23 protein-coding genes and 6 tRNA genes are annotated in these 25,582 nt (G+C 52.6%); all 29 read left to right on the forward strand.

The window, feature by feature from the left end:
• The first annotated feature begins 18 nt into the window (after window positions 1-18).
• Window positions 19-95 (forward strand) — tRNA-Met (locus PHO67_00385).
• Window positions 96-199: 104 nt separating this feature from the next.
• Window positions 200-799, forward strand: a complete 600-nt coding sequence (locus PHO67_00390; GenBank protein MDD5545610.1) for a carbohydrate binding domain-containing protein — start codon at window positions 200-202, stop codon at window positions 797-799.
• A gap of 4 nt (window positions 800-803) precedes the next feature.
• Window positions 804-2,192: a tRNA lysidine(34) synthetase TilS gene (gene tilS, locus PHO67_00395; protein ID MDD5545611.1), complete on the forward strand. Its 1,389-nt coding sequence runs from the start codon at window positions 804-806 to the stop codon at window positions 2,190-2,192.
• A gap of 60 nt (window positions 2,193-2,252) precedes the next feature.
• The gene (gene ftsH / locus PHO67_00400) at window positions 2,253-4,085 is read left to right on the forward strand and encodes an ATP-dependent zinc metalloprotease FtsH (GenBank protein MDD5545612.1); all 1,833 of its coding nucleotides are present in this window, start codon (window positions 2,253-2,255) and stop codon (window positions 4,083-4,085) included.
• Window position 4,086: 1 nt separating this feature from the next.
• A complete protein-coding gene (gene folP, locus PHO67_00405; protein MDD5545613.1) occupies window positions 4,087-5,304 on the forward strand; it encodes a dihydropteroate synthase in 1,218 nt (405 codons plus the stop codon).
• On the forward strand, window positions 5,297-6,142 hold the full coding sequence (gene cdaA, locus PHO67_00410) for a diadenylate cyclase CdaA (protein MDD5545614.1): 846 nt from the start codon (window positions 5,297-5,299) through the stop codon (window positions 6,140-6,142). The genes folP and cdaA overlap by 8 nt, the downstream gene beginning before the upstream one ends.
• A complete protein-coding gene (locus tag PHO67_00415) occupies window positions 6,139-6,300 on the forward strand; it encodes a hypothetical protein (protein MDD5545615.1) in 162 nt (53 codons plus the stop codon). Before cdaA ends, PHO67_00415 begins: the two co-directional genes overlap by 4 nt.
• Window positions 6,301-6,312: 12 nt before the next feature.
• The gene (locus tag PHO67_00420; protein MDD5545616.1) at window positions 6,313-7,038 is read left to right on the forward strand and encodes a pyridoxine 5'-phosphate synthase; all 726 of its coding nucleotides are present in this window, start codon (window positions 6,313-6,315) and stop codon (window positions 7,036-7,038) included.
• A 4-nt stretch (window positions 7,039-7,042) separates the two neighbouring features.
• Window positions 7,043-7,420: a holo-ACP synthase gene (gene acpS, locus PHO67_00425; GenBank protein MDD5545617.1), complete on the forward strand. Its 378-nt coding sequence runs from the start codon at window positions 7,043-7,045 to the stop codon at window positions 7,418-7,420.
• Complete coding sequence (locus PHO67_00430; protein MDD5545618.1) at window positions 7,417-8,265, forward strand: NAD(P)H-hydrate dehydratase; 849 nt, start codon at window positions 7,417-7,419, stop codon at window positions 8,263-8,265. The genes acpS and PHO67_00430 overlap by 4 nt, the downstream gene beginning before the upstream one ends.
• Before the next feature lie 138 nt (window positions 8,266-8,403).
• Window positions 8,404-8,479: transfer RNA gene (locus PHO67_00435), tRNA-Thr, on the forward strand.
• Between the two features lie 134 nt (window positions 8,480-8,613).
• Window positions 8,614-8,698: transfer RNA gene (locus PHO67_00440), tRNA-Tyr, on the forward strand.
• 129 nt (window positions 8,699-8,827) lie between these two features.
• Window positions 8,828-8,901 (forward strand) — tRNA-Gly (locus PHO67_00445).
• 53 nt (window positions 8,902-8,954) lie between these two features.
• Window positions 8,955-9,227, forward strand: a complete 273-nt coding sequence (locus PHO67_00450; protein ID MDD5545619.1) for a TMEM165/GDT1 family protein — start codon at window positions 8,955-8,957, stop codon at window positions 9,225-9,227.
• 69 nt (window positions 9,228-9,296) lie between these two features.
• Window positions 9,297-10,694 carry a DUF4139 domain-containing protein gene (locus tag PHO67_00455; protein ID MDD5545620.1) on the forward strand — a complete coding sequence of 466 codons (1,398 nt, stop codon included), beginning with the start codon at window positions 9,297-9,299 and terminating at the stop codon, window positions 10,692-10,694.
• 14 nt (window positions 10,695-10,708) lie between these two features.
• Complete coding sequence (locus PHO67_00460; GenBank protein ID MDD5545621.1) at window positions 10,709-12,754, forward strand: hypothetical protein; 2,046 nt, start codon at window positions 10,709-10,711, stop codon at window positions 12,752-12,754.
• 202 nt (window positions 12,755-12,956) lie between these two features.
• A tRNA-Thr gene (locus PHO67_00465) sits at window positions 12,957-13,032 on the forward strand.
• A gap of 48 nt (window positions 13,033-13,080) precedes the next feature.
• A complete protein-coding gene (gene tuf / locus PHO67_00470) occupies window positions 13,081-14,283 on the forward strand; it encodes an elongation factor Tu (protein MDD5545622.1) in 1,203 nt (400 codons plus the stop codon).
• A gap of 4 nt (window positions 14,284-14,287) precedes the next feature.
• Complete coding sequence (rpmG, locus tag PHO67_00475) at window positions 14,288-14,437, forward strand: 50S ribosomal protein L33 (GenBank protein MDD5545623.1); 150 nt, start codon at window positions 14,288-14,290, stop codon at window positions 14,435-14,437.
• Between the two features lie 51 nt (window positions 14,438-14,488).
• A tRNA-Trp gene (locus PHO67_00480) sits at window positions 14,489-14,565 on the forward strand.
• Window positions 14,566-14,577: 12 nt separating this feature from the next.
• The gene (secE, locus tag PHO67_00485; GenBank protein ID MDD5545624.1) at window positions 14,578-14,778 is read left to right on the forward strand and encodes a preprotein translocase subunit SecE; all 201 of its coding nucleotides are present in this window, start codon (window positions 14,578-14,580) and stop codon (window positions 14,776-14,778) included.
• A 6-nt stretch (window positions 14,779-14,784) separates the two neighbouring features.
• The gene (gene nusG, locus PHO67_00490; GenBank protein MDD5545625.1) at window positions 14,785-15,315 is read left to right on the forward strand and encodes a transcription termination/antitermination protein NusG; all 531 of its coding nucleotides are present in this window, start codon (window positions 14,785-14,787) and stop codon (window positions 15,313-15,315) included.
• 1 nt (window position 15,316) lies between these two features.
• Entirely contained in the window at window positions 15,317-15,742 is a 426-nt protein-coding gene (gene rplK / locus PHO67_00495) for a 50S ribosomal protein L11 (protein ID MDD5545626.1), read from the forward strand.
• Window positions 15,743-15,755: 13 nt separating this feature from the next.
• Window positions 15,756-16,448 (forward strand): 50S ribosomal protein L1, encoded by a 693-nt coding sequence (gene rplA / locus PHO67_00500; protein ID MDD5545627.1) that lies wholly within the window; start codon window positions 15,756-15,758, stop codon window positions 16,446-16,448.
• Window positions 16,449-16,453: 5 nt separating this feature from the next.
• Window positions 16,454-16,984: a 50S ribosomal protein L10 gene (rplJ, locus tag PHO67_00505; GenBank protein MDD5545628.1), complete on the forward strand. Its 531-nt coding sequence runs from the start codon at window positions 16,454-16,456 to the stop codon at window positions 16,982-16,984.
• 24 nt (window positions 16,985-17,008) lie between these two features.
• Window positions 17,009-17,416, forward strand: a complete 408-nt coding sequence (gene rplL, locus PHO67_00510; GenBank protein ID MDD5545629.1) for a 50S ribosomal protein L7/L12 — start codon at window positions 17,009-17,011, stop codon at window positions 17,414-17,416.
• Window positions 17,417-17,450: 34 nt separating this feature from the next.
• Window positions 17,451-21,146: a DNA-directed RNA polymerase subunit beta gene (rpoB, locus tag PHO67_00515; protein ID MDD5545630.1), complete on the forward strand. Its 3,696-nt coding sequence runs from the start codon at window positions 17,451-17,453 to the stop codon at window positions 21,144-21,146.
• A 53-nt stretch (window positions 21,147-21,199) separates the two neighbouring features.
• Window positions 21,200-25,189 carry a DNA-directed RNA polymerase subunit beta' gene (gene rpoC / locus PHO67_00520; GenBank protein ID MDD5545631.1) on the forward strand — a complete coding sequence of 1,330 codons (3,990 nt, stop codon included), beginning with the start codon at window positions 21,200-21,202 and terminating at the stop codon, window positions 25,187-25,189.
• A 12-nt stretch (window positions 25,190-25,201) separates the two neighbouring features.
• Window positions 25,202-25,573, forward strand: a complete 372-nt coding sequence (rpsL, locus tag PHO67_00525) for a 30S ribosomal protein S12 (protein ID MDD5545632.1) — start codon at window positions 25,202-25,204, stop codon at window positions 25,571-25,573.
• Window positions 25,574-25,582 lie beyond the last annotated feature (9 nt).

Consider the following 25,582-nt stretch of genomic DNA (forward strand, 5'->3'; position numbering starts at 1 on the left):
ACCTAAACCAAAAAATTTGGCGGCGTAGCTCAGATGGTTAGAGCGAGCGGCTCATACCCGCTATGTCATCCGTTCGATCCGGATCGCCGCCACCATCCTATTTCGCGGAAAACAGAGGAAAAGGCATATGGATATGCCGCCATTCGAGAACAACCCGTTGTAATCAAGGGTTGTTTCTTGTTATTGAGGAGGGAAATCGATGAAAAAGCTGGTCGTGTTTGTTTTGGCGTTTTCTTTCTTAGGCGTCTTGGGCCATGCCCAGATCCTGAAGCGTCCGGGCTCCGGCTCGGTAAAGACCGTCCAGAAGGTCGCGGTATATGATGAAGGGAAAGGCATCTTTGTCCCGAGCGGATGGATGGGCGATGTGGGCGCGATAAAAGTCGAGCCCAAGTGCGCCGAAAAGCCGAAGAAGGGAAAATATTGCATGAAATGGACATATGATATTTCCAAAGACGCCAAGAACGGTTGGGCCGGCGTTTATTGGCAGTATCCGGCGAACAATTGGGGTACCAAGAGCGGCCTCGATCTCACCGGCCACAAAAAACTTACTTTTTGGGCGAAGGGAGAAACGGGCAAAGAGGTCATAAATATCATAGCCGGAGGCATAAAAGGACAAGTCCCCGACTCGTTCGTCAAAGAACTGAAAGGCACTAAGCTCTCTTCTGGATGGAAGCAGTATACTATAGACCTTTCAGGCAGGGACCTCTCCAATGTCTCGGGGGGTTTTTGCTGGACGGCGGACAGCAAGTTAAATAAAGGGGCCGTAACTTTTTATTTTGACGATATACTCTACGAATGATCGCATGCTCATCAATACGATAGAAAAGACGATTAAAAAATACGGGTTAATAGAGAAAGGCGACAGGGTGGTAGTGGCCGTTTCCGGAGGCCCGGACTCTACCGCGCTCCTGCTCGCGCTCAACGGTTTGAAACGCGAGTACGGCCTTAGGCTCCGCATAGCCCATCTCGACCACATGTTTCGCGCGGCCGGGGAGACGAAGAAGGACCGCGAATACGTATCGTCGCTTTCCAGGAGGCTTGGCATCCCCCTTATTTTTGAGCGGATCGATGTCCCCGCGTACGCCAAAGAGAGCGGGCTTTCGCTTGAGGAGGCGGCGCGCGAGAAGAGATACGGATTTTTGCTCAAAGCCGCAAAGGACTCCGGCGCGAAAAAGATCGCGCTCGGCCATACCATGGACGACCAGGCCGAGACCGTCCTGATGAGGCTTATCCGCGGCTCCGGTTTGGGAGGCCTGCGCGGCATACCGCCGAAGCGTCCCCTCGACGGCGTATTAATAGTGCGGCCGCTTATAGAGGCCTGGAGAAAAGAGGTCGAGGAATATCTGAAGGGGAAGGGCGTAAAACCGCGCCTGGATGCCACTAATTTTATGCGTAAGTTCCTGCGGAACAGGATCAGGCATGAACTGATCGCCGTCCTCAAGAAATATAACCCGAACATCAAAGAGGTCCTTGCCAGGAGCGCGCAGAATTTCAGCTATGACTACGAGGCCCTCTCTGACGCCGTAGACAGGTCGTGCAAGGGATGCCTCAAGGCTAAGGGCGGTTCCGCGGCAGTGGACCTGCGGAGATTAAAAGGCAAGCAGGCAGGCATACGCCGCGGCATCCTGCGGAAGGCCATAGAGATATCAAAAGGGGACCTGCGCGGCATAGATTATTCACATATCGAGGATATAGAGGACCTCATAAAAACGGGAAAAGGCGCTATTGACCTTCCCGGAAAGATGAGGGTCGTGAGGAAAAAAGATGCCCTGATATTCGGCAAAACGGAAGCCGGGGCTGTTTTCCCCAAGGTGTTGAAACGGATATCCGTGCCAGGATCGACGTTTATCCCCGGGCTGAAATTGACCTTCGCTACGAAGTTCTCGGGATCAAATGTGAAGCTGGGCGGATCGAAGTCCGCCGAATATGTCGATTTTGCGAAGATAAAAGGGCCCCTCTATGTAAGGACCTGGGAGAAGGGTGACAGGTTCAGGCCGCTCGGGATGGCTAAGGAGAAGAAATTGCAGGATTTTTTCATGGACCTGAAAGTCCCCCGCGGCAAAAGGGAAAGGGTGCCTTTGCTCGTCTCCGGCAGGGATATAATCTGGGTTTGCGGCCTGCGGCTTTCCGACGCGGTGAAGATCGATAACGGCACGGAACGCGTCCTCAAGATCTCATACAAGACGGCCTAATTCTCTTGCCTTTTACGGCGGCTTTCTGTTATAATCAAAACCTCTAAAGGAAGATCCCCGATGGCAAACGGAAATAAGAAGAAAAAAAAGAACAATCAGGTATTTTTCATAACACAACGGCTGGTTATGGCCTTGCTGTTCGTTGTGATTTTGATGTATGTCTTCCGCGAGCCGATGAACCTGCAGCAGCAGTCCGAGGAGATAAGCCTCTCCGACTTCACCAAATTACTCGTCGCCAAAAAAGTCGCGACCGCCGTAAAGAAAGACTATTCCATTACCGGGAAACTTGTCGGTGAAAAACCCTATAAGGTCTTCGTCCCGGATTTCTATCCCGAACTCAATACTCTCTTGACGCAGAATACCGATTTTAAGGTAAGCGTAAACAACGCATTCTTGGCGAATTTCTTCTGGACCTTCGTGCCTGTCCTGCTGCTCATAGGGTTCTGGCTGTACCTTTCCAGGAACGCTCAGGCTGCCGGCGGCAGGATATGGTCCTTCGGAAAGAGCCGCGCGCGGCAGTTTGCCGGCGGGGCGGTGAAGATCACGTTCCAGGATGTCGCGGGCGTAGATGAAGCGAAGGAAGAGCTCCAGGAGGTAATAGAATTTTTGAAGGACCCGCGCAAATTCACGCGCCTCGGCGGAAAAATACCGAAGGGCGTCTTGCTTATCGGCCCGCCGGGAACCGGGAAGACGCTCCTCGCCAAGGCGGTCGCAGGAGAGGCCGATGTCCCGTTCTTCTCCATAAGCGGATCGGATTTTGTCGAGATGTTCGTCGGAGTCGGCGCATCGAGGGTGCGCGACCTCTTTGAGGAGGCAAAACGCGCCGCGAAGTTAGGCGGCAAGGGATGCATAATTTTCGTCGATGAGATCGACGCGGTCGGAAGACAGCGGTTCGCAGGAGTCGGAGGCGGCAATGACGAGCGCGAACAGACGTTGAACGCCCTTCTCGTCGAGATGGACGGTTTCGGCACCCAGGAAGGCGTCATAGTCATCGCCGCGACCAACAGGCCGGATGTCCTTGACAGCGCTCTCCTACGTCCGGGTAGGTTCGACAGGGTAATTTACGTTACAGAGCCCGACATCATAGGAAGAGAAGCGATACTTAAAGTCCACGCGAAGAACGTGAAACTGGCGCCCGAAGTAGACCTGAAACTGGTGGCGCAAAGGACCGTAGGATTTTCCGGGGCGGACCTGGCCAATCTCGTAAATGAGGCGGCATTGCTCGCTTCACGCAGGAATAAAGATGCCGTTACGATGGAGGAGTTGGGCGAATCGATAGAGAGGGTCATTGCCGGGCCGGCGAGAAAGAGCCGCGTAATGTCGGCGCACGAGAAGGAGATAACCGCCTACCACGAATCCGGACATGCCCTTCTTTCACTCCTGATCGCGAAGGCCGAACCGTTACATAAGGTGACTATACTTCCGAGGGGCATGGCAGGCGGGTATACGCTCACCGCCCCGTCCGAGGACAGGTATTATAAATCCAAGAACGATCTTTTTGCCGAGATAACCGTGTCGTTAGGCGGCCGCGCATCCGAGGAGATCATGTTCAACGATGTGACTACGGGCGCCAGGAGCGATATCAAAGTTGCGACCAAAATAGCGAGGCGCATGGTGACTGAATTCGGGATGAGCGACAAGCTTGGAAATCTTACTCTCGGGTATAGGCCGGACCAGATTTTCCTGGGAAGGGATATCTATGAGGAAAAAAATTACAGCGACCAGACCGCATTGATCATAGACGAGGAAGTGAAGCGTATCGTCGATGAATGCTACATCCGCGCGAAACAGACTCTCATTGATAACAAGGACAAGCTGACCGCGCTGGCGACGAAGCTGTTGGATAAAGAGGTCCTCGACGTCAAGGAAGTAAAAGAACTCCTGGGGATTTAATATGGACCTCCGCGTCATTGAAATAAAAGACCTGGAGGAGGCGGAGGAGGAACTTGCCGCGCTCAATGTCCATAAGGGCGGCGTCGCGATAATGGCGCCCAAAGCGGTCACGAGGATAATAAAGATCGGCGGGATCGATTCAGTGGCGCTGAATATCCTCAAGCAGGAGATGCTCTCGGCCGGAGGCGACTGCGCCGTCTCTTGGGATGCCTTCATAAGAAGGAACAAGGATTCCGAGGGGATACTGATCGGCACTATAGCGCAGATAAGCGAGGTCTGCGAGAAACTTGAAAAACAGCCGTTCGGGCTTTCCGCGCTGGCGCAAAAGATACGGGCTCTTGAGGCGGGTTATTGCAGGAAAGATATTGTGCTGCGCGCCGGCAGATATAAGTTGAACCTGGGGAAGCGCGCTCATATAATGGGCGTATTGAACGTAACGCCCGATTCGTTCTCTGACGGCGGGATGTTTTTTGACAGGGAATACGCGGTCGGCCGCGGCCTGAAGATGGAATCGGACGGCGCCGACATAATAGATATCGGAGGGGAATCGACACGGCCCGGAGCCAAGCCGGTCCCGGTCAGGGAAGAATGCAGGCGCGTCATCCCTGTGATCAAGGCCCTGGCAAAGCGGCTTCGGACACCTGTTTCGGTCGATACCTCAAAATCTGAAGTCGCGGAAAAAGCGCTGGATGCCGGCGCGGCGATGATAAATGACGTCACCGGGTTAAGAAGAGACCGGCGAATAGCAAAACTTGCCGTCAGGTATAAGGCCGCGTTAGTCCTGATGCACATGAAGGGCTCGCCTCGGACGATGCAGAAGGACCCGCGTTATAAAGACCTGATGTCGGAGATAGCGGACAGCCTGCGCAAAAGCGCCGCAGTAGCGGAGGAGGCGGGCGTATCCGGGGACAGGATCGTCGTCGACCCGGGCATAGGCTTCGGCAAGACGCTTGAGCATAACCTGATAATATTGAATAAACTGGGCGAATTGAGGTCTCTTGGTTACCCGGTCATGGTCGGGCCGTCGCGTAAGGCTTTCATAGGGAAGGTGTCCGGCGCCGGGACAGGCGGCAAGGTCCCGCCGGAGCGGGGCAGGGCATTCGGTACCGCGGCGGCGGTGGCTTTGGCCATAAATGCCGGCGCGGATATAGTAAGGGTCCATGACGTGAAAGAGATGCGGCAGGTCGCGCAAATAACGGAAGCTATCTCAAATGTTTGAAGAAATTTTCGATCTATCGCAAGCGAAGACGCCCACCGAGCTCATCATAAAAGTCTGGAAACCGCTTATAGAGGTCGGGATAATCTGGTATATGATCTATAAGCTGCTCGAATTCTTAAAGGGCACGCGCGCCGTCCAGGTATTGAGGGGCATAATAATCATCGCAGTCATATTCTTCCTTACGCAGCAGCTCCGTTTCGACGTCATAAACTGGATATTTACTAAACTCTTCGCCCTTTCGGTCATTGCTTTCCTGGTCGTCTTCCAGCCTGAGATGAGGAGCGGTCTCGCCAGGATAGGCAGGGAGAAAGTATTCGGGAACATAATAACCGAAGAGCGGACCATAGATGAAATCGCGAAATCAGTATCGATACTCGCCAGGAAAAAGATAGGGGCGATAATCGCGATACAAAGGGAAGTGAACCTCGAACCATATACCGAGAGCGGCGTCCAGCTAGACAGCGTGATCACGAGCGAGCTGTTGAACACGATATTTATGCCTAATACGCCCCTGCACGACGGAGGGGTGATCGTCCACGGGGACAGGGTAGTGGCTGCCGGCTGCCTATTCCCGCTCTCGCAGAGCCCGGATATAAGCAAGCTGCTCGGCACAAGGCACAGGGCCGCAATAGGGTTGACAGAGGAGACGGATTCGGTATGCGTGCTCGTCTCCGAAGAGACAGGGATAATATCTATCGCGAACGCAGGAAAGCTCACGCGCGACCTGGACAGGGACCGCCTCATAAACCATCTGCGTTCCCTGCTCTACAGGCCCAAGAAAGAGAAGAGATCGCACGTGAAGTTGTCCATGGACCGTTTTTTCAGGAAGAAGACATGAACGATTGGTTATCGAAAAATTTCTGGCTTAAACTGGTTGCCCTAATATTGGCGATCATAGTCTGGTCTTACGCCCGCCAGGAATTGAAGAATACCCCGGGCTATAAGGCCGAGAAGGTAGCGCACAACGAAACCCCCACAGTGATCCCGCAGAAATAATCATCCAAGAATATGTCTAAATTAGGCGTTAACATTGACCACGTCGCTACTTTAAGGCAGGCAAGAGGAGGCATCGAGCCCGATCCTGTCCTGGCCGCGCGCGTATGCGAGGCCGCCGGCTGCGATTCCATCGTCGCGCATTTAAGGGAAGACAGGCGGCATATGCAGGACAGTGACCTCTATATATTGAGGAAGACGGTGAGGACATGGCTCAATATGGAGATGTCTATCGCGAGCGGGATCGTAAAAGCCGCGTTGGACCTGATGCCGGACCAGGCGACTCTCGTCCCTGAAAGGCGGCTGGAGGTCACGACCGAAGGCGGGCTTGATTGCGTAAAACACGCCAGGCGCGTCGCTTCCGCAGTAGATAAACTTCAAAGCCGCGGGATAGCGGTGAGCCTGTTTATCGATCCCGTATATAAGCAGATAAAAGCGGCGCATGGTACGGGTTGTGCATTTATCGAGCTCCATACCGGCGAATATTCGAACGCGAAAGACGCGCGCGGACGTAAAGAGCAATTAAAGAAACTTCTTGAGGCGACAAAATACGCGAAAGATATCGGGCTCAGGGTTAACGCGGGACACGGGCTCGATTACAATAACGTCCGCGATGTCGCGCGCATAAAAGGGATAGAGGAGCTTAATATCGGCCACTCGGTAATCTCGCGTGCCGTCTTCACCGGGCTCGATAAGGCAGTAAAGGAGATGATTGCGCTTATAGCGCAATCATCGCGCTGATAAGATGATAGAAGGGTTCGGGGTAGACATAGTCGAAGTCAAGAGGATAAAAGCCGCCGCCAAAAAATTCGGGGCCCGGTTCCTCGACAAGATATTTACTAAGCGTGAGCTTGCCTACTGCAGGAGAAGAGTCTCACCCGAGCAGCATCTTGCGGCACGGTTCGCCGCGAAAGAGGCCGTATACAAGGCCTTCGGAGGCGACGGGAATAACCCCATCGCCTGGACAGACGTGGAAATAATAAACGATAAGCACGGAAAACCCCTGATAGTCCTCAAAGGCACCGCAAAAAGGCTAATGACAAAGCGCGGGGTCAAGAAGGCCGTCGTCAGCCTTTCGCATACCAAAAATTACGCGGTCGGCAACTGCATATTATTAAAATGATGAAGATCCCGAAAAGAAAAGCCGATTCAAACAAAGGCGACTATGGCCACGTCTTTGTCCTGGCCGGCTCGCCCGGATTTACAGGCGCGGCCGCCCTCTGCTCCCGGGCGGCGCTGCTTTCCGGAAGCGGGCTTGTGACGCTGGGGATAGCGAAAAGCCTCAATCCTATCATGGCAAGGAAGCTCACCGAGGTAATGACTAAGCCCCTGCCGGAGACACGCGGCGGTACATTAAGCGAAAAGGCCTATGCGGGGATCATGAAATTTGCCGATAAGGCCGATTGCCTGGCTATAGGCCCAGGTTTGTCGCGTAACCCGGGCGCGCAGCGGCTTGTAAGGAAGGTTATCATCGCCTTAAAAGGACCGGTAGTCCTCGATGCGGACGGTTTAAACGCGCTTGAGGGCAGGGTGGAGCTGCTCAAGCGCGCCAAAGCGCCTGTTGTTGTCACGCCCCATCCCGGTGAGATGTCGAGGCTGGCCGGTTTGACCGTGAAAACGGTCTCGGCGGCCAAAGAAAAAGTTGCAAAAGAGTTCGCGAATAAGTATAATGTGGTCTGCGTTTTGAAGGGCCACCGAACGGTCGTGGCCGCTCCGGGCGGAAGGAGATATGTCAATTTCACGGGAAATCCCGGCATGGCCAAGGGCGGTACAGGCGATGTACTTACCGGTATGATCGCATCGTTCATCGGGCAGGGCATAAGGCCTTTTGACGCGGCGAAGCTCGGCGTATACCTGCACGGGCTCGCGGGAGACCTGGCGGCAAAAGATAAAGGCGAGGTCAGCATGCTCGCCTCGGATTTGTTGAATAAGATACCGGAGGCAGTTAAGAAGCTAGCTTCCTCTTAGGAAGAGGGGTCTGTAAGGGGAGAAACTACGTTTCTCCCCTTACAACGAACTCGGCGGCAGACCCTAAACCAAAACAGTTTAATTCAGGCTAACGGTTGAACTGACCGAGATGATTGCCGAACAATTTCCGAGTTCGTTGCTGGCGTAGCTCAGTTGGTAGAGCGGCGGTTTTGTAAACCGCGGGTCGGGGGTTCAAATCCCTTCGCCAGCTCCATTGATAATAATGCTCGAAGAGCAAAAGGGGTTGCAGGGGAGATCGTCCCCTGCGTCTCTAGGAAAGGGGAACAAGGGAAAACCTGGGTTTTCCCTTGGGAGTGAACCCCGCATTTAGATTTATTGGTGAACGACGGGCAGATTCCCGAGCGGTCAAAGGGGTCAGACTGTAAATCTGATGGCTATGCCTTCGGAGGTTCAAGTCCTCCTCTGCCCACCATTTTGCTGTAAACGTTTTTTCCTCTTAGGAAGAGGGGAATAGTAAGGGGAGAAACTACTTTTCTCCCCTTACAACGATTTCGGCGATTGCCGTACGCCGAAACGATTGCAAGCAGTGTCCGAAATCGTTGCGGGCGTAGTTCAATGGTAGAACGGCAGCCTTCCAAGCTGTTCACGGGAGTTCGATTCTCCTCGCCCGCTCCATGATCCCGCATATAGACGTAGCTAATCATAAAATATACCAAGGAGGCCATAAGATGGACCCAAGGATATTTTTTACGATATTTACGACGGTGTTGCTCGCAGAGCTCGGTGATAAGACGCAGCTTGCGACGTTACTCTTTTCGACAAACGGGCAAAATTCAAGATTATTGGTGTTTTTGGCTTCGGCATCCGCCCTTGTATTAGCGTCCGGGATCGCCGTATTGGTGGGGAATACCTTGGGGAAGTACGTGGAGCCGAAGCATCTCTCCTGGATCGCCGGTATCGGGTTTGTGATAATCGGCATCTGGACGATCGCCAAGGCGTAACCTGCGAAACGGATTTTCCGGGAACTTTTTATCGCCTTCCTTGTCTAATTGGGTAAAAGGAGGTTCCAAATGAAAAAGTTTGCTTTAGCCGTACTTTCGCTGTTGTTCGCTTCCTCAGTCTTTGCCCAGGAATCCGTAGAAGTCACCATCTATAACCAGAACTTCGCGTTGGTCAAGGACCAGCGCTATTTCGACCTCGATAAAGGCATAAACAGGATAGAGTTCAAAGATGTGGCCGCGCTCATAGAGCCCACGTCAGTGCATTTTACCTCGCTCTCGGCCCCGGCCTCATGCGGCATTCTCGAACAGAATTACGAATACGACCTGGTCAACGCCGGCAAGCTCCTCTTTAAATACATAGACAAGCCGATTAAGGTCGTGACAAAAGAAGGGGATGTCTACGAAGGCACGCTGTTAAGCTACGATGACAGCCAGCTGGTCATCCAGACGAAAGACGGCCTTGCTATGGTCGCGCGCCCGGATAACATCAAACAGATCTCTTTCGATAAACTTCCCGAAGGCCTTATCACGAAGCCGACGCTCATATGGCTGATCGACAGCGACAAGAAGATGAAGCACCTCACCGAGGTATCTTATCTTACCAACGGCGTCAACTGGAACTGCGAATACGTTACGGTCCTCGACAAGGACGACAAGAGCCTGGACCTCGACGGTTGGGTCAGCATTACTAATAATTGCGGTACTACATATAAAGATGCGAAGATAAAATTGATAGCCGGTGAAATAAAACGCGCATACGCGACAGGCGGCCTCCGCGCCGACAAGATGATGCTGATGGAAGCTAAGGCGTCAAGGGTCCCGCAGTTCGAGGAGAAATCGTTCTTTGAATATCATATGTATACCTTGCAACGCCCCGCCACGATAAAGAACAATCAGAACAAGCAGATATCGTTGATAAATTCGTCCGGCGTTTCGGTAAAGAAAGAGCTGATATTCGACCCTTCGAAGGGGAACAACAGCTGGTGGTATTATTCGGACAGGGATGAGACGCTGAAGGAGAATACCAGGGTAGAGCTGGAAGTGGTCAACAGCAAAGCCAACAACCTCGGCATGCCGCTTCCACAGGGCAAGGTAAAGGTCTACAAGAAAGATACCGACGGATCCCTGCAGTTCATCGGTGAAGACGCCATAGAGCACACACCGAAGGACGAGAAGATACGCCTATATATAGGGAATGCATTCGATGTAGTGGGCGAAAGGACCCGCAAGGATTTCAAGACCGAGTACCGCACCGCCCGAGAATCCTTCGAAATAGTCCTTCGCAACCACAAGGAACAGGACGTGGAAGTAAGGGTGGTGGAGAAGCTGTGGAGATACACAGGCTGGGAGATAACCGCTACGTCCATGAATTTCGAGAAGAAAGATGCTTCTACTATAGAATACGTGGTCAAGGTCCCGAAGAACGGGCAAGCCAGGGTCACCTACACGGCAAAGTATACCTGGTAAAAAGGAGAATGAAAATGAGGCGTTTATTTGCGGCGGCGTTATGTGTAGCGTTATTGGTATCGGCGGCAGCGGCGTTCGCCGGGGCAAAGGATAAATACGGCGGCAAGATAAGCACCAGAAATATACAATTACAGAATCAAGCCGTCTGGGCCAACAAGGAAACGGACGAGATCTCAGCCGGCGAGGATATGAAGAAATATAAGTCTGCAGAGACAGGCCATATACCCCAATCCGCCACATACGCCGTCTATTCGACAAAATATAACGCCTCCCTTGAAGAGGATATCGCCGATGTAAAAGGCGAGATAAACTTTGAGGTCTTCGGAAAAGGGATGGTAAAGATCCCTATAGTAAGGAAGGATGGCGTCGGCCTTATAGAAGTGAGTGTAAACCGCGGGGCGTCGTATGTGATGGCCGAAGGTAATAAATATATGCTTATCGTGGATAAGCCCGGAAAATACAGGCTAGAGCTCGAATACCTTATTAAGGTCAACAGGGAACGCGAAGGGGGCCCGGGCCAGTTCAATGTCGAGATGATGCCCGCCCCCGTATCAGAGTTCGAATTCACGATAGCGGAGACGCGGACCGACGTGTTCATCGAACCTTCGATAAAGACCGAGACAAAGGAAGAGAAGGACAAGACCGTCGCGTGGGCGATAATGCCGATGACGAATAATATCCTCGTGCGCTGGACAAAGGCCCTGCCTAAAGAAACGATAGCGCGCGTGAAATTGGAGCCCAAGGTCTATTCTACGGTAAATAATTTCTTCTCGGTCGGTGAAGGTGTGCTTCGTTGCAATACGGTAATAGGTTATTCCATCCTCCAGGCGGAGATATCGGCTATGCGCGTCGAGATACCCGAGGACGTGACCGTCCTGGAAGTAAGGGCAGGCGACCTGCGTGACTGGAAGGTTGTAAAGGAAGCGGGACGCCAGCTCCTCGATGTCTACCTGAAGTATGGGGTTAAAGGAAATTTTAACATGGAATTCATCAGTGAAAAGCCGATAGGGGACGGTTCGATAGTGGCGCAGCTGCCGGTGATACGGCCGCTCGGAGTCGAGAGGAACAACGGTTTCATAGGCATCGCGTCTATGAGCAACGTCGAGCTCAAGGTGAATAAGCTCCAGAAGGCGTCCGCCATAGACGTAAAAGAACTTCCGCCGTCAATCTGGGACAGGAGCTCCAACCCGATACTTCTCGCGTTCAAATACTTGAATGATGATTACGACATCCAGGTCGAGGTCACGAAGCATGAAGAGATCCCCGTGCTAGTCGCCGCAATAGACCAGGCCAATTACGTGACGCTGATCACGGATGAAGGCAAGAGCCTTACAAAGGCCGTCTTCCAGCTGCGCAATAACGTAAAACAATTCCTTAAGCTCACATTGCCCGCTGACGCTACGCTTTGGAGCGCTTCCGTGTCCGGCGTTCCCGTTAAGCCGGCGAAGGATAAAGAAGGCCATGTGCTCATCCCGCTGGAGAAATCTAAATTGAGGGGCGAGGGACTTTCGCAGATACCCGTCGAGATAGTATATCTCGAGAAAGGCGCCAAATTGGGATTCATCGGAAAGTTATCGCTCGATCTCCCCAAGGCGGATATCCCGACGAACGTCGCCTATTGGTCGGTATTTCTCCCGAAGGACCTTAATTATTTCGGATTCGGAGGAGACATAAAGAAGGCGGAGGAGGATATCGAGCTGTTTTCGTTAAGTTCGACGGTGGGAGAAGGGAGAGGAGCCCGTAATATTAAAGTTTCGGGCTCGGTAGAAGAGAAGGCTGAATATATGAATTCATTCGATAGGGCGCAACAGCAGGTGAGAGTAGAGAGAGAGGTGCTCGATAAGGCGAGCCAGAGAGGCGTGTTCCCGATAAAGATAGATGTGCCCCAGGTCGGCAAGGCATTCCGTTTCTCGAAACTCCTTTTGGCCGAGGACGAGGGAGCCCATCTGTCCGTAGGATATAACGCCATATTTAAAGGCCGGCTGGGCTCTGTCGTAACGGTAATTATCATAGCCATAGCGGTGATTTCGGCAGTAGTGTTATTAAAAAAGAGAAAATAAAAAATAGCGTAAAAAAATTCTTGACAAAAAAATAAATCCTGCTATACTTTAGCCCTACGTCTAAAAGCGTATAGTTCAACAAAAAATCCACATGTTTTTACGGTAAAAGCGATAAATTACCGGGGGGTGGATTTTTTGCGTTTTTTGCTTTTATGCTTGAAAACTCAAAAGAACGACCCGAAGTGCACGCCGGAAGGCTTGCGCTGCTGTAGCTCAGTTGGTAGAGCACGTCCTTGGTAAGGACGGGGTCATCGGTTCGATCCCGATCAGCAGCTCCAGTGAAAAAGATTGCTTAGGTATGCGAGGAACCTAAAAGGAGGAATCCAATGGCAAAGGAAAAATTTTTACGCAATAAGACCCACGTAAACGTAGGTACCATAGGCCATGTCGACCACGGCAAGACGACATTGACCGCCGCCATTACCCTGTGCTTGAACAAGAAGGGTATGGCAGAAGTCCGCGCCTATGACTCTATCGATAACGCCCCTGAAGAGAAAGAGCGCGGCATCACGATAAACATCGCCCACGTAGAGTACCAGTCCGACAAGCGCCATTACGCCCACGTCGACTGCCCGGGCCATGCCGACTACATAAAGAACATGATCACCGGCGCCGCCCAGATGGACGGAGCTATCCTTGTCGTATCGGCCCCAGACGGCCCGATGCCCCAGACAAGAGAACATATACTCCTGGCCCGCCAGGTAGGCGTCCCCTATATAGCGGTATTCATGAACAAATGCGACGTAGTCGACGATAAAGAGCTCCTGGACTTAGTCGAGCTCGAAGTAAGAGAACTCCTCACCAAATATGAATTCCCCGGGGATAAGACCCCGATAGTCCGCGGCTCGGCCCTAAACGCCATGAACTGCGCCTGCGGCAAAGACGACTGCCCCAACTGCAAACCCATCTTTGAATTAGTCAAAGCATTAGACACCTACATCCCCGACCCCAAACGCGAGACCGATAAACCCTTCCTGATGGCCATCGAAGACGTATTCTCCATCACAGGTAGGGGTACCGTCGGCACAGGCCGTATTGAGCGCGGTGTCGTCAAGGTAAACGACGAGGTCGAGATCGTAGGTATGCGCAAGGATACGCGTAAGACAGTAGTAACCGGCATCGAGATGTTCAGAAAACTCCTCGATGAGGGCATGGCAGGAGATAACGCGGGAGTCCTCTTAAGGGGCATCGAAAAGAAAGACCTGGAGCGCGGCCAGGTATTGGCCAAGCCGGGTTCTATCACCCCGCACACCAAGTTCAAAGCCCAGGTCTACATCCTGACCAAGGAAGAGGGCGGCAGGCACACGCCGTTCTTTACCGGATACAGGCCCCAGTTCTACTTTAGGACCACAGATGTCACCGGCGTCTCCACGCTTCCAAAGGGCGTCGAGATGGTCATGCCCGGAGACAACGTATCATTCGAAGTCGAACTCATAATCCCCGTAGCCTTAGAGAAGGGCTTGCGCTTCGCCATACGCGAAGGCGGCCACACCGTAGGCGCGGGCGCGGTATCAGAGGTTATAGCGTAATCTTATGCAAGAGCAAGTGATTTTTGAGTGCACGACCTGTAAGAACCATAATTATTCTTCGTCGAAGAATAAGAAGAACGTTACTGAGCGATTAGAGCTTAAGAAATACTGCAGGTTCTGTAAGAAGCATACTGTCCACAAGGAAAAGAAATAGCAAGACCAAACCGCCTTCGGAAATTGAGTCCGCGAAGGCGGATTTAATTTTAGGCCAGTAGCTCTAATTGGTAGAGCAGCGGACTCCAAATCCGCCTGTTGGGGGTTCGAGTCCCTCCTGGCCTGCCAGAAAAAAATGCGATGAAAGCGATAGAAAACGTAAAAACATTTTTGAACGAAGTGAGGGCCGAGATGAAGAAGGTCTCGTGGTCGAGCCGCCAGGAACTGGTAGCTTCGGCGTGGATCGTCATCGTCTCCGTATTGGTCTTTACCGTGATCTTGGGGTTCTTTGATTTTTCATTCTCGAAAATAATCCATTTGATATTGAAACAAGGATTGTAAGTGAAGATGGCGAAGAAGTGGTACGTTATCCATACCCAGACAGGCGCGGAAGAGAAAGTTAAATCCGCGATAGAGAAGCGCGCCGAGTCGAATAATATGAAGGAAGCCATCGCCCAGGTCCTCATCCCGACCGAACAGGTCTCGGAAGTAAAGGAAGGCAAGAAGAAGATAACCCAGAGGAAGTTCTTCCCCGGTTATGTCCTTGTAGAGATGGACCTTAACGACAATACATGGTACCTCGTCAAGAATACCACCGGCGTCACCGGTTTCATCGGCGCCAGGACAAAGCCCGTAGCCCTCAGGGAAGACGAAGTGCAGTCCATATTGAAACAGAGCGAGGACCGCAAGGTAAAACCGACGCCGAAGGTCATATTCGAGAGGGGCGAATCGGTAAGGGTGACGGACGGCCCGTTCACGAATTTTAACGGCGTAATAGAGGAAGTAAACCCGGATAAGGGCAAGTTGAAGGTTTCAGTCACGATATTCGGACGGTCGACCCCGGTCGAATTAGAATACTGGCAGGTAGAAAAACTCTAAAATGGCAAAGAAGATAAAGGCAACCATCAAATTGTATTGCCCGGCAGGCCAGGCTAATCCCGCGCCTCCGGTCGGTCCGGCGCTCGGTCAGCACGGCGTGAACATCATGGAGTTCTGCAAGAAGTTCAACGAGATGAGCAGGTCGCAGGAAGGCCTGACCCTCCCGGTAGTTATCTCGGTTTACGAAGACAAGAGTTTCAGCTTCATCGTGAAGAGCCCGCCCTGTTCGGTCCTGTTGAAGAGGGCGTGCAACCTCGCCAAGGCTTCGGGCGTCCCGAACAAAGAGAAGGTCGGCAAGGTCACTAAGGACCAGCTCATCGAGATAGCGAAGATTAAATTTAAAGACCTTAATACAGAGGATATAAACGAGGCGATAAAGATAGTCGCGGGAACCGCCCGCAGCATGGGCATCGACGTTGAAGGTTAAGGAAGAATCTAAAATGGCAAGCAAAAGAGTAAAGGCTTTCGAAGGTCTGGTAGAAAAAAACAAGAAGTATTCGCTAAAGGAAGCGATCTCCATATTAAGGAAGGCTCCCAAAGCGAAGTTCGACGAATCGGTCGATCTGGCCATAAAGCTGGAGATAGACCCGAAACAGTCCGAACAGATGGTGAGGGGCACGATCGTCCTTCCTCACGGCACCGGCAAGACGAAAACGGTCGCGGTATTCTGCAAAGGGGAAGCCCAGCACAGGGCAAAGGAAGCCGGCGCTGAGCACGTAGGCGCGGAAGACCTGATAGAAAAAGTATCGAAGGGATTCCTCGATTTTGACGTCGCGGTCGCAACGCCGGAGATGATGAGGGAATTGAGCAAGCTCGGTAAAGTCCTCGGCCCGAAAGGCCTGATGCCTAACCCGAAGGCCGGCACGGTCACCGAAGATGTGGCCAAGGCCGTAAAAGAAGTCAAGGCCGGTAAGGTAGAGTTCAAGATGGACAAAATATCCAACATAAATATATCGGTCGCCAAGGCTTCGTTCGACGACAGCAAGATATACGATAACGCTTATACCCTCATCGAGGCGGTGCAGCACGCAAGGCCGGCCACTTTAAAGGGCAATTACATCAGGTCCATATCGATATCGACGACAATGGGTCCCGGCGTTAGGCTGGACCTTTCGAACCTGGTAAGGGGTTAACGGAAATGGAAAAACTCAGCCGCAAAGTCAAGGGAGTGATGGTAGACGAGGTCGCGGGGCTTATAAAGAAGAACCCGTACCTCTTCTTCGTGAATTTCGAGAAAGTCAAGGCGTCCAAGACCGAGAAACTCAGGAAGACGCTTAAGAAATCCTCTTCCGAGCTCAAAGTCGTAAAGAGGTCGATACTAAAGCTCGCGCTCAAGAAACAGAAACTAGAGCCGTTATGCGATATCGCCGAGAAGTCGTCGGCTGTCACGTTCTCCAAGGACGACCCGACCAAGGCCTCGAGGATATTATACGATTTCGCGAAGGCCGACCAGAACATGGTCATAAAGGGCGGGTATATGGACGGCCAGGTGCTTACGACTGAAAGTGTCAAGGAATTGGCCATGCTGCCGCCGCGGGATGTCATGCTGGCGATGGTCATGGGCGGGATGAAAGCGCCTATCCAGGGCCTGGCTAATGTATTGAGGGGAAATTTACAGAAGCTCGTTATGGTGATTAACGAGATCTCGAAGAAAAAAGAGACCAAATAAAACAAGAAGGAGAAGGAGGTTAAGATGGCAGAAGTGACAGAGAAGGTAGAACTTAGCAAGAAGTTGAATGACATAATGAAGTCAGTCGAGGAGATGAGCGTCCTCGAGCTTTCGACGCTTGTTAAGGCGATGGAAGAGAAGTTCGGCGTGACTGCGGCTGTCCCGATGGCTGCAGCGGCCGGTGTAGCGGCTCCTGCGGCAGCTGCTGCGGTAGAGGAGAAATCGACCTTTACCGTAGTCTTGACTGATTGCGGCGCCAACAAGATAAACGTTATCAAAGAGATCCGCTCGGTGACTACTCTCGGTTTGAAGGAAGCCAAGGACCTCGCTGATTCGGCCCCTAAACCGGTAAAAGAGAACGTTCCCAAAGAAGAAGCTGAAGCTATCAAGAAAAAGCTTGAAGCTGCGGGCGCAAAGGTCGAACTCAAGTAACGTTTTTGTTTAAAACCAAATCCGGGAAAACCAAATGGCGATAAAAAGGAAGAATTACGCAAAATTACCTGAACTTTTCGAGATGCCCAACCTTCTCGACGTGCAGGTCCGTTCGTATGATGATTTTCTCCAAACGGACGTGCCCAAAGCGAAGAGAGGGCGTACGGGGCTTGAAGAGGTATTTCATGAATTCTTCCCAATAGAGAGCCCAGACGGCGCGTATAAGCTCGAGTATGTCAACTACTCTCTCGGGAAGCCTAAGTATGACGATTTCGAATCGTTAAAGCTTGGCATGACATTCGCCGTACCCCTTAAACTTAAAATACGCCTAAGGGGAAAGAAGGACATCAAGGAGCAGGAAGTCTATTTAGGCGAACTGCCCCTTATGACCAGGACGGGAACTTTTATCGTGAACGGCGATGAAAGGGTCATCGTAAGCCAACTGCACCGTTCCCCGGGCGTTTCATTCGAGGAAGAGACCCACGCTAACGGAAAGAAGCTCTTCTCGTCAAGGGTGATACCTTACAGGGGCTCCTGGATAGAGTTCGAGTTCGACGTAAACGATTGCCTGCACGCGGTCATCGACAGGAGGAAGAAAGTCCTCGCTACGGTGCTTTTACGTGCGATGGGCTATTCGACAGACGGTGATATACTTGACGCGTTCTGCGGCATCGATACAAAGACGCTCAAAGATAAGCAGGACCTCAAAGACCTTATCGGCCATACGATAGCCGCTGACATCGTGGACGAAAAGAGCGGAGAGGCGCTCAACCTGAAATATAAGAAGCTCGATAAAGAACTTGTGGAAGAGCTTTGGGACAAGCATCATGTGAGATCGATACAGATACTAAGGCAGGCCTCTCCTGAAATAGAGAATACGCTCCAGAAAGACCATCTCAAGTCGAGGGATGAGGCGCTCATAGATATATATAGGAAGCTGCGCCCCGGCGACCCGGCTACGGTCGAATCGGCGCAGAACCTGATAAACCGGCTATTCTTCGATCCCAAGAGATACGACCTGGGCCGCGTCGGCCGTTATATTATAAACAGGAAGGTCGACCTGAACCTGCCTCTCGACCAGAGGACGATAACTCCCCAGGACCTGGTAGCGATAATCAAATATCTTATAAAGCTCAAGAACGGCGAAGGCCAGCTCGACGATATAGACCATCTCGGGAACAGGCGCATCCGCACCGTCGGAGAACTGCTGCAGAACCAGTTCAGGATCGGCCTTGCCCGACTCGAAAGGTCTATACGCGAGAGGCTCTCGATATACGACCTCGAGAACATAATGCCGCATAACCTGATAAATTCCAAGCTGGTCTCAAGCGTAATAAGGGATTTCTTTGGGCGTTCGCAGCTCTCGCAGTTCATGGACCAGACGAACCCGTTAGCCGAGATGACCCACAAGCGCCGCTTGAGCGCGCTCGGTCCCGGCGGCCTCTCGCGCGAGCGGGCAGGCTTCGAGGTCCGCGACGTCCATCATTCGCATTACGGCCGCATCTGCCCGATCGAGACGCCTGAAGGCCCGAACATCGGCCTCATAGCCTCTCTCTGCACTTACGCGCGCATAAACGAATTTGGTTTTATTGAGACCCCTTACAGGAAGGCCGAGAAGGGGAAGGTCTCGGAGAAGACCGATTATCTTTCGGCCGACATCGAGGATAAATATATAATCGCCCAGGCGAACGCAAGGCTCGAATCGTCGGGCCGTTTCGCGGAAAGTGATGTGCTTTGCAGGCATAAGGGCGATTTCCCGCTCACGCCCAGGGAAAAAGTGGATTATATGGATGTGAGCCCGAGACAGCTCGTTTCGATCGCCGCGAGCCTCATCCCGTTCCTCGAGCATGACGACGCGAACCGCGCCCTTATGGGTTCGAACATGCAGCGCCAGGCCGTGCCTCTTATGGTCACCGAGGCCCCGCTTATCGCGACAGGCATAGAATACAGGGCCGCGAAAGACTCCGGCGCCGTTATCGTCGCGGAAGAGGAAGGCGTAGTGAAGTCAGTACAGGCCGACGAGATAACCATAGGCGATAAGACATACAGGCTGCGCAAATTCATGCGTTCAAACGCGGATACCTGCGTCAACCAGAGGCCGATAGTGAAACTCGGGCAGAAGATAAAGAAGGGCGAAGTCATAGCCGACGGCCCCGGCACCTCGGAAGGCGAATTGGCGCTGGGAAAGAACGTACTGGTCGCTTTCATGCCGTGGAGAGGTTATAATTTTGAAGACGCGATCATAATAAGCGAAAAGCTGGTCAAGGAAGACCTTTACACTTCCCTGCACATAGAAGAATTTGATAGCGAGGCGCGCGATACCCGTTTGGGCAACGAAGAGGTTACGCGCGATATACCGAACGTGAGCGAAGACGCGCTCAAGAACCTCGACGAGCACGGTATCGTCAGGATCGGCGCCGAAGTCGAGCCCGGCGATATTTTAGTCGGAAAAGTCACGCCTAAGAGCGAGACCGAGCTTTCCCCCGAAGAGAAATTGCTCCGCGCCATATTCGGCGAGAAGGCCGGCGACGTCAGGGATACTTCCCTGACAGTCCCGCCCGGCGTAGAGGGTACGGTCGTCGAAGTCAAGGTCTTCAGCAGGAAGGGCGGAAAATCGAAGACCAAAGAAGAAGTGCAGAAAGAGATAAACGAGACCGATAAGATCAAGAAGGAATATAGCAGTCAGATAAACAACATACAGAAACAGAAGGCGCAGAAGCTCTCGAAGGTCCTGGTAGGCCAGAAGCTCGCCGCGAGCCTCGTCGATGACGAGACCGGCGAGACCCTCATCGCTAAAGACAAGACGATAAGGCAGACTGACCTCAAAAAACTCGAGAGATGCGACCTGGATAATATAAAGCTTCCTGAGAACAAGGAAGCCGAGGAAGAGATAAAACGCATCATAAAGATACTCGACGACCAGATACACGAACTCGAGTATGAGGAAGAGCGTGAGATAGATAAGATAAAGAGGGGCGACGAGCTACCGGCGGGCGTATTGAAGAAGGTCGTTGTAATGGTCGCCACAAAGAGGAAGATCCAGGTCGGCGACAAGATGGCCGGTCGCCACGGGAACAAAGGTGTCGTCGCTAGGATAGTTCCGGAAGAGGATATGCCTTTCCTCCCGGACGGCACGGCCGTCGAGATAATATTGAACCCGTTGGGCGTTCCTTCCCGTATGAACGTCGGGCAGATACTGGAGACGCATCTTGGCTGGGCCGCGAAAGTGCTGGGTTTCCATGTCGCTTCGCCGGTCTTCGACGGCGCCAGGGAGGAAGAGATAAAGAAGGAATTGAAAGCCGCCGGCTTGCCCCAGGACGGCCGCATAACCCTCTACGACGGTTTAATAGGCAAGGCTTTCGACCAGAAAGTAACGGTCGGCTACATATATATGCTGAAGCTTATCCACCTTGTGGACGAGAAGATACACGCCCGCTCGATCGGCCCGTATTCCCTCGTCACCCAGCAGCCGCTCGGCGGAAAGGCGCAGTTCGGCGGACAGAGGTTCGGCGAAATGGAAGTCTGGGCGCTCGAGGCCTACGGCGCAGCTTTCACTTTGCAGGAATTATTGACGGTCAAATCTGACGATGTCGTGGGCCGCACGAGGATATACGAGGCTATAGTGAAGGGCGAGAACGCGCTTCAGCCCGGCACCCCAGAATCGTTTAATGTCTTGTTAAAAGAACTCCAGAGCCTGTGTCTTGACGTAAGGACGGAGAAGAAAAAATAATGTTAAAAGAAGATATTTTAGAAAAAGCCGCAAAGAAATCGAAGAAGGACGATATGTTCCTGAAGCCCCGCGATAAGTCTATGGAGGAGCCCACGACTTTCGACGCGATAAGCATCAAGATCGCATCGAACGAGACTATCCGTTCCTGGTCGCGCGGCGAGGTCAAGAAACCCGAGACGATCAACTACAGGACGCTCAAGCCGGAAAAAGACGGCCTCTTCTGCGAGAAGATATTCGGCCCCACAAAGGACTGGGAGTGCAACTGCGGAAAATACAAGAGGATAAAATACAAGGGCATAGTCTGTGACAGGTGCGGCGTCGAGGTGACCCTCTCAAAGGTAAGGCGCGAGAGGATGGGCCATATCGAATTGGCCGCTCCGGTATCTCACATATGGTTCTTTAAGGCCATGCCCACCAGGATGGGCGCTCTCCTGGACATAAATTTAAGGGATCTCGAAAGGGTCCTATATTACGAAGAATATATCGTCGTCGACCCGGGCGAATCTTCCCTCAAGAGGAAACAGCTCCTGACAGAAGAGCAGTACCAGGAGGCGCTTGAGAAGTTCGGCCATAAATTCGAAGCGAGGATGGGGGCAGAAGCGATAAGGCAGCTTATCAAGGAGATAGACCTTGATAAGATGGCGACAAAGCTGCACGCCGACCTCAAGAAGGCCAAGGCCGAACAGGCCCAGAAGAAGATCGCCAAGGTCTTGAAGATAGTCGAGGCCTTCAGGAAATCCGGCAACAAGCCCGATTGGATGATAATAGATGTTATCCCGGTCCTGCCGCCTGACCTGCGTCCGCTGGTCCCGCTTGACGGCGGAAGGTTCGCGACGAGCGACTTGAACGACCTCTACAGGAGGGTCATAAACAGGAATAACCGCCTTAAAAAATTGCTCGAACTGAAGGCTCCCGAGATAATCATAAGGAACGAGAAGAGGATGCTCCAGGAAGCTGTCGACGCGCTCTTCGATAACGGCCGCCACGGCAGGCCGGTCCTCGGTCCCGGGAACAGGCCGCTCAAATCCTTAAGCGATATGCTCAAAGGCAAACAGGGACGTTTCCGCCAGAACCTGCTCGGAAAACGCGTAGATTATTCTGGCCGTTCGGTCATCGTCGTAGGGCCGGAACTTAAACTTAACCAGTGCGGCCTTCCGAAGAAGATGGCGCTCGAGCTCTTCGAGCCTTTCATTATAAGAAAGCTCAGGGAACAGGGTTTCGTCCATACGATAAAGAGCGCGAAAAAGATGGTAGAAAAGGCGCGCCTTGAGGTATGGGATATACTTGATGACGTCATCAAGGAACACCCGGTCATGCTGAACCGCGCCCCGACGCTCCACAGGCTCGGCATCCAGGCATTCGAGCCGGTCCTTATAGAAGGTAAAGCCATAAGGATACATCCGCTGGTCTGCACCGCTTTCAACGCCGATTTCGACGGCGACCAGATGGCCGTCCATGTGCCGCTTTCGATAGAGGCGCAGATGGAATGCAGGCTCCTCATGCTCTCTACGAATAATATATTCTCGCCGGCTAACGGCAATCCGATAACCACCCCGACGCAGGATATAGTCCTCGGCTGCTATTATTTGACGAAGGACAAAGACGGGGCGAAGGGCGAAGGCAAGGTCTTCAGCGACAAAGAGGAAGCCCTTATCGCTTTTGATGACGACCAGATAACGCTTCACTCGAAGATAAAGGTGAGGATAGACGGCAAGATCATCGACACGACCGTAGGAAGGGTCATATTCAACAACGTCTTTCCCGAAGGTTTGCTGTTCGTCAACAGGCCGATGAGCAAATCCGAACTCGGCGGCGTTATATTGGATGTGCACAAGCAGTTCGGCCAGAAAAAGACCGTCGAGATACTGGATAAACTCAAAAAACTCGGCTTCGAATATGCCACTGTAGCCGGCATATCAATAGCGATCGATGACCTCCATATACCGACAGAGAAAGATAAGTTTATCAAGGAAGCCCGCGAAGAAGTCCTCCATGTCGAGACCCAGTACAGGAAGGGCCTTATAACCGACGGCGAAAGATATAACAATGTCATCGACATCTGGACAACGACGACGGACAAGATCTCGGACAAGATATTTGATGAGCTTGATCAGTTCAATCCTATATTAATGATGGCCAACTCCGGCGCACGCGGTTCGAAACAGCAGATCAGGCAGCTCGCCGGCATGAGAGGCCTCATGGCCAAGCCTTCCGGCGAGATCATTGAGAGCCCCATTACCGCGAATTTCCGCGAGGGCCTCACGGTGCTCGAATATTTCATCTCGACGCACGGCGCGAGGAAGGGTCTTGCTGATACCGCTTTGAAGACCGCTGACTCGGGTTACCTGACCCGCAGGCTCGTAGACGTCGCGCAGGATGTCATCATAGCCGGCGACGACTGCGGCACATTGAACGGTATTTTCGTCAGCGCCATTATCGAAGGCGATGAGGTGGTCGTGCCTCTGAAGGAAAGGATCATCGGCAGGGTAGCGCTGGATAATATAGTGGATATAATCACCGACGAGGTCATAGTCTCGGCCGGCGACCAGATAACCGAAGAGGCCGGCGAACGCATCGAGCAGGCGGGGATCGAGAGGATAAGGATAAGATCGGTCCTGACCTGCGAGGCCGACCACGGCTTATGCGCCAAGTGTTACGGCCGTAACCTCGCGACAAACAGGATGGTAGAGCTCGGAGAGGCCATCGGCATAATCGCGGCGCAGTCTATCGGCGAGCCCGGCACCCAGCTGACGATGAGGACTTTCCATATCGGCGGTACGGCGTACCGAGTCGTCGCCCAGTCTTTCATCAAATCGAAGAACAAGGGTATTGTCAAATACCACAATCTGAAGGTCGCGGAGAAGGAGAAGGGATTCGTGGTCCTTAACAGGAACGGGCAGATCTCCGTCAATGACGAGAACGGCCGCGAACTTGAGAGATACACGGTCCCGCACGGCGCGCTTTTAACGGTCGGGGAAGAAAAGAAGGTCTCGAAGGACGAGATATTCGTCAAATGGGATCCTTACACCGTCCCGATACTTACGGAAGTCTCGGGCAAAGTCCGTTATGAAGATATTAAAGACGGCCAGACGATCAGGGAAGAGGCTGACTCCGAAACAGGGCTTACCGAAAGAGTCGTCATCGAGCATAAGGGCGAATACCATCCGCAGATCGTCATACTCGACAATAAGGATGAAGTCCAGGCCCTTTATTCGATCCCGTCCGGCGCGCACATCGTCGTAAAGGACGGACAGAAGGTTGCGGGCGGCGACCTCATTGCCAAGACCCCGCGCAAGACTATCAAGACAAAAGATATTACCGGCGGTCTGCCGCGCGTGGCCGAGCTCTTTGAAGCCCGCAGGCCTAAGGACCCGGCTATCATAAGCGAGATCGACGGTGTCGTGGAGTTCGGCCCTTCGAAGAAAGGCCAGCGCCGCGTCGTCGTCAAGAATCCCCAGACGAACATGAAAAAGGAATATTTGATCCCGCACGGCAAGCACCTTAACGTATACAAGGGCGATAAAGTCGTCGCGGGCCAGCAGCTTATAGACGGACCCGTAGTTCCGCAGGACATCCTGCGCGTATCCGGCGATAAGAAACTCCAGGAATATCTCGTCAACGAGATACAGGAAGTCTACAGGTTCCAGGGAGTAAAGATAAACGACAAGCATATCGAGGTCATCGTCCGCCAGATGCTCAAGAAGGTCAGGATAGACGAGCAGGGCGACACCGATTTCCTGGTGGGTATGCAGGTCGACAAATTCAAGTTCCTTGAAGAGAACGAACGCGTCAAGAAGAAGGGCGGCAAGCCCGCGAGCGCGACACAAATGCTTCTCGGCATAACCAAGGCCGCGCTATCGACCGAAAGCTTCATCTCGGCGGCGAGCTTCCAGGAGACGACAAGGGTCCTTACCGACGCGGCCGCAAGCGGGAAGCGCGATGAGCTCAGGGGCTTGAAAGAGAATGTCATCATGGGCCATCTCATACCAGCGGGAACGGGTTTTGAGGCACACAGGAATATAGAAGTCGGAAAAAATCTGTAATCAGGAGATTAAATGCCAACGATATCGCAATTGATAAGGTACGGCAGGGAACAGAAAAGGAAGAGGACAAAATCCCCGGCGTTGAAAAAATGCCCGCAGAAGCGCGGCGTATGCCTTCAGGTCAAGACGATGACGCCGAAGAAACCCAACTCGGCGTTAAGGAAGATCGCCAGGGTGAGGCTGACGAACAGCATAGAGGTCACGGGATATATTCCGGGTGAGGGCCATAACCTTCAGGAGCATTCTATCGTATTAGTCAGGGGCGGAAGAGTTAAAGATTTGCCCGGAGTCAGATATCACATCGTCCGCGGGACATTGGATGCCGCGGGAGTAAACCAGAGGAAGAAGTCGCGCTCGAAATACGGCGCGAAGATGCCCAAGTAAGGTTAAATA

It is taken from the genome of Candidatus Omnitrophota bacterium (assembly GCA_028716565.1).
Classification (GTDB): domain Bacteria; phylum Omnitrophota; class Gorgyraeia; order Pluralincolimonadales; family Pluralincolimonadaceae; genus Pluralincolimonas.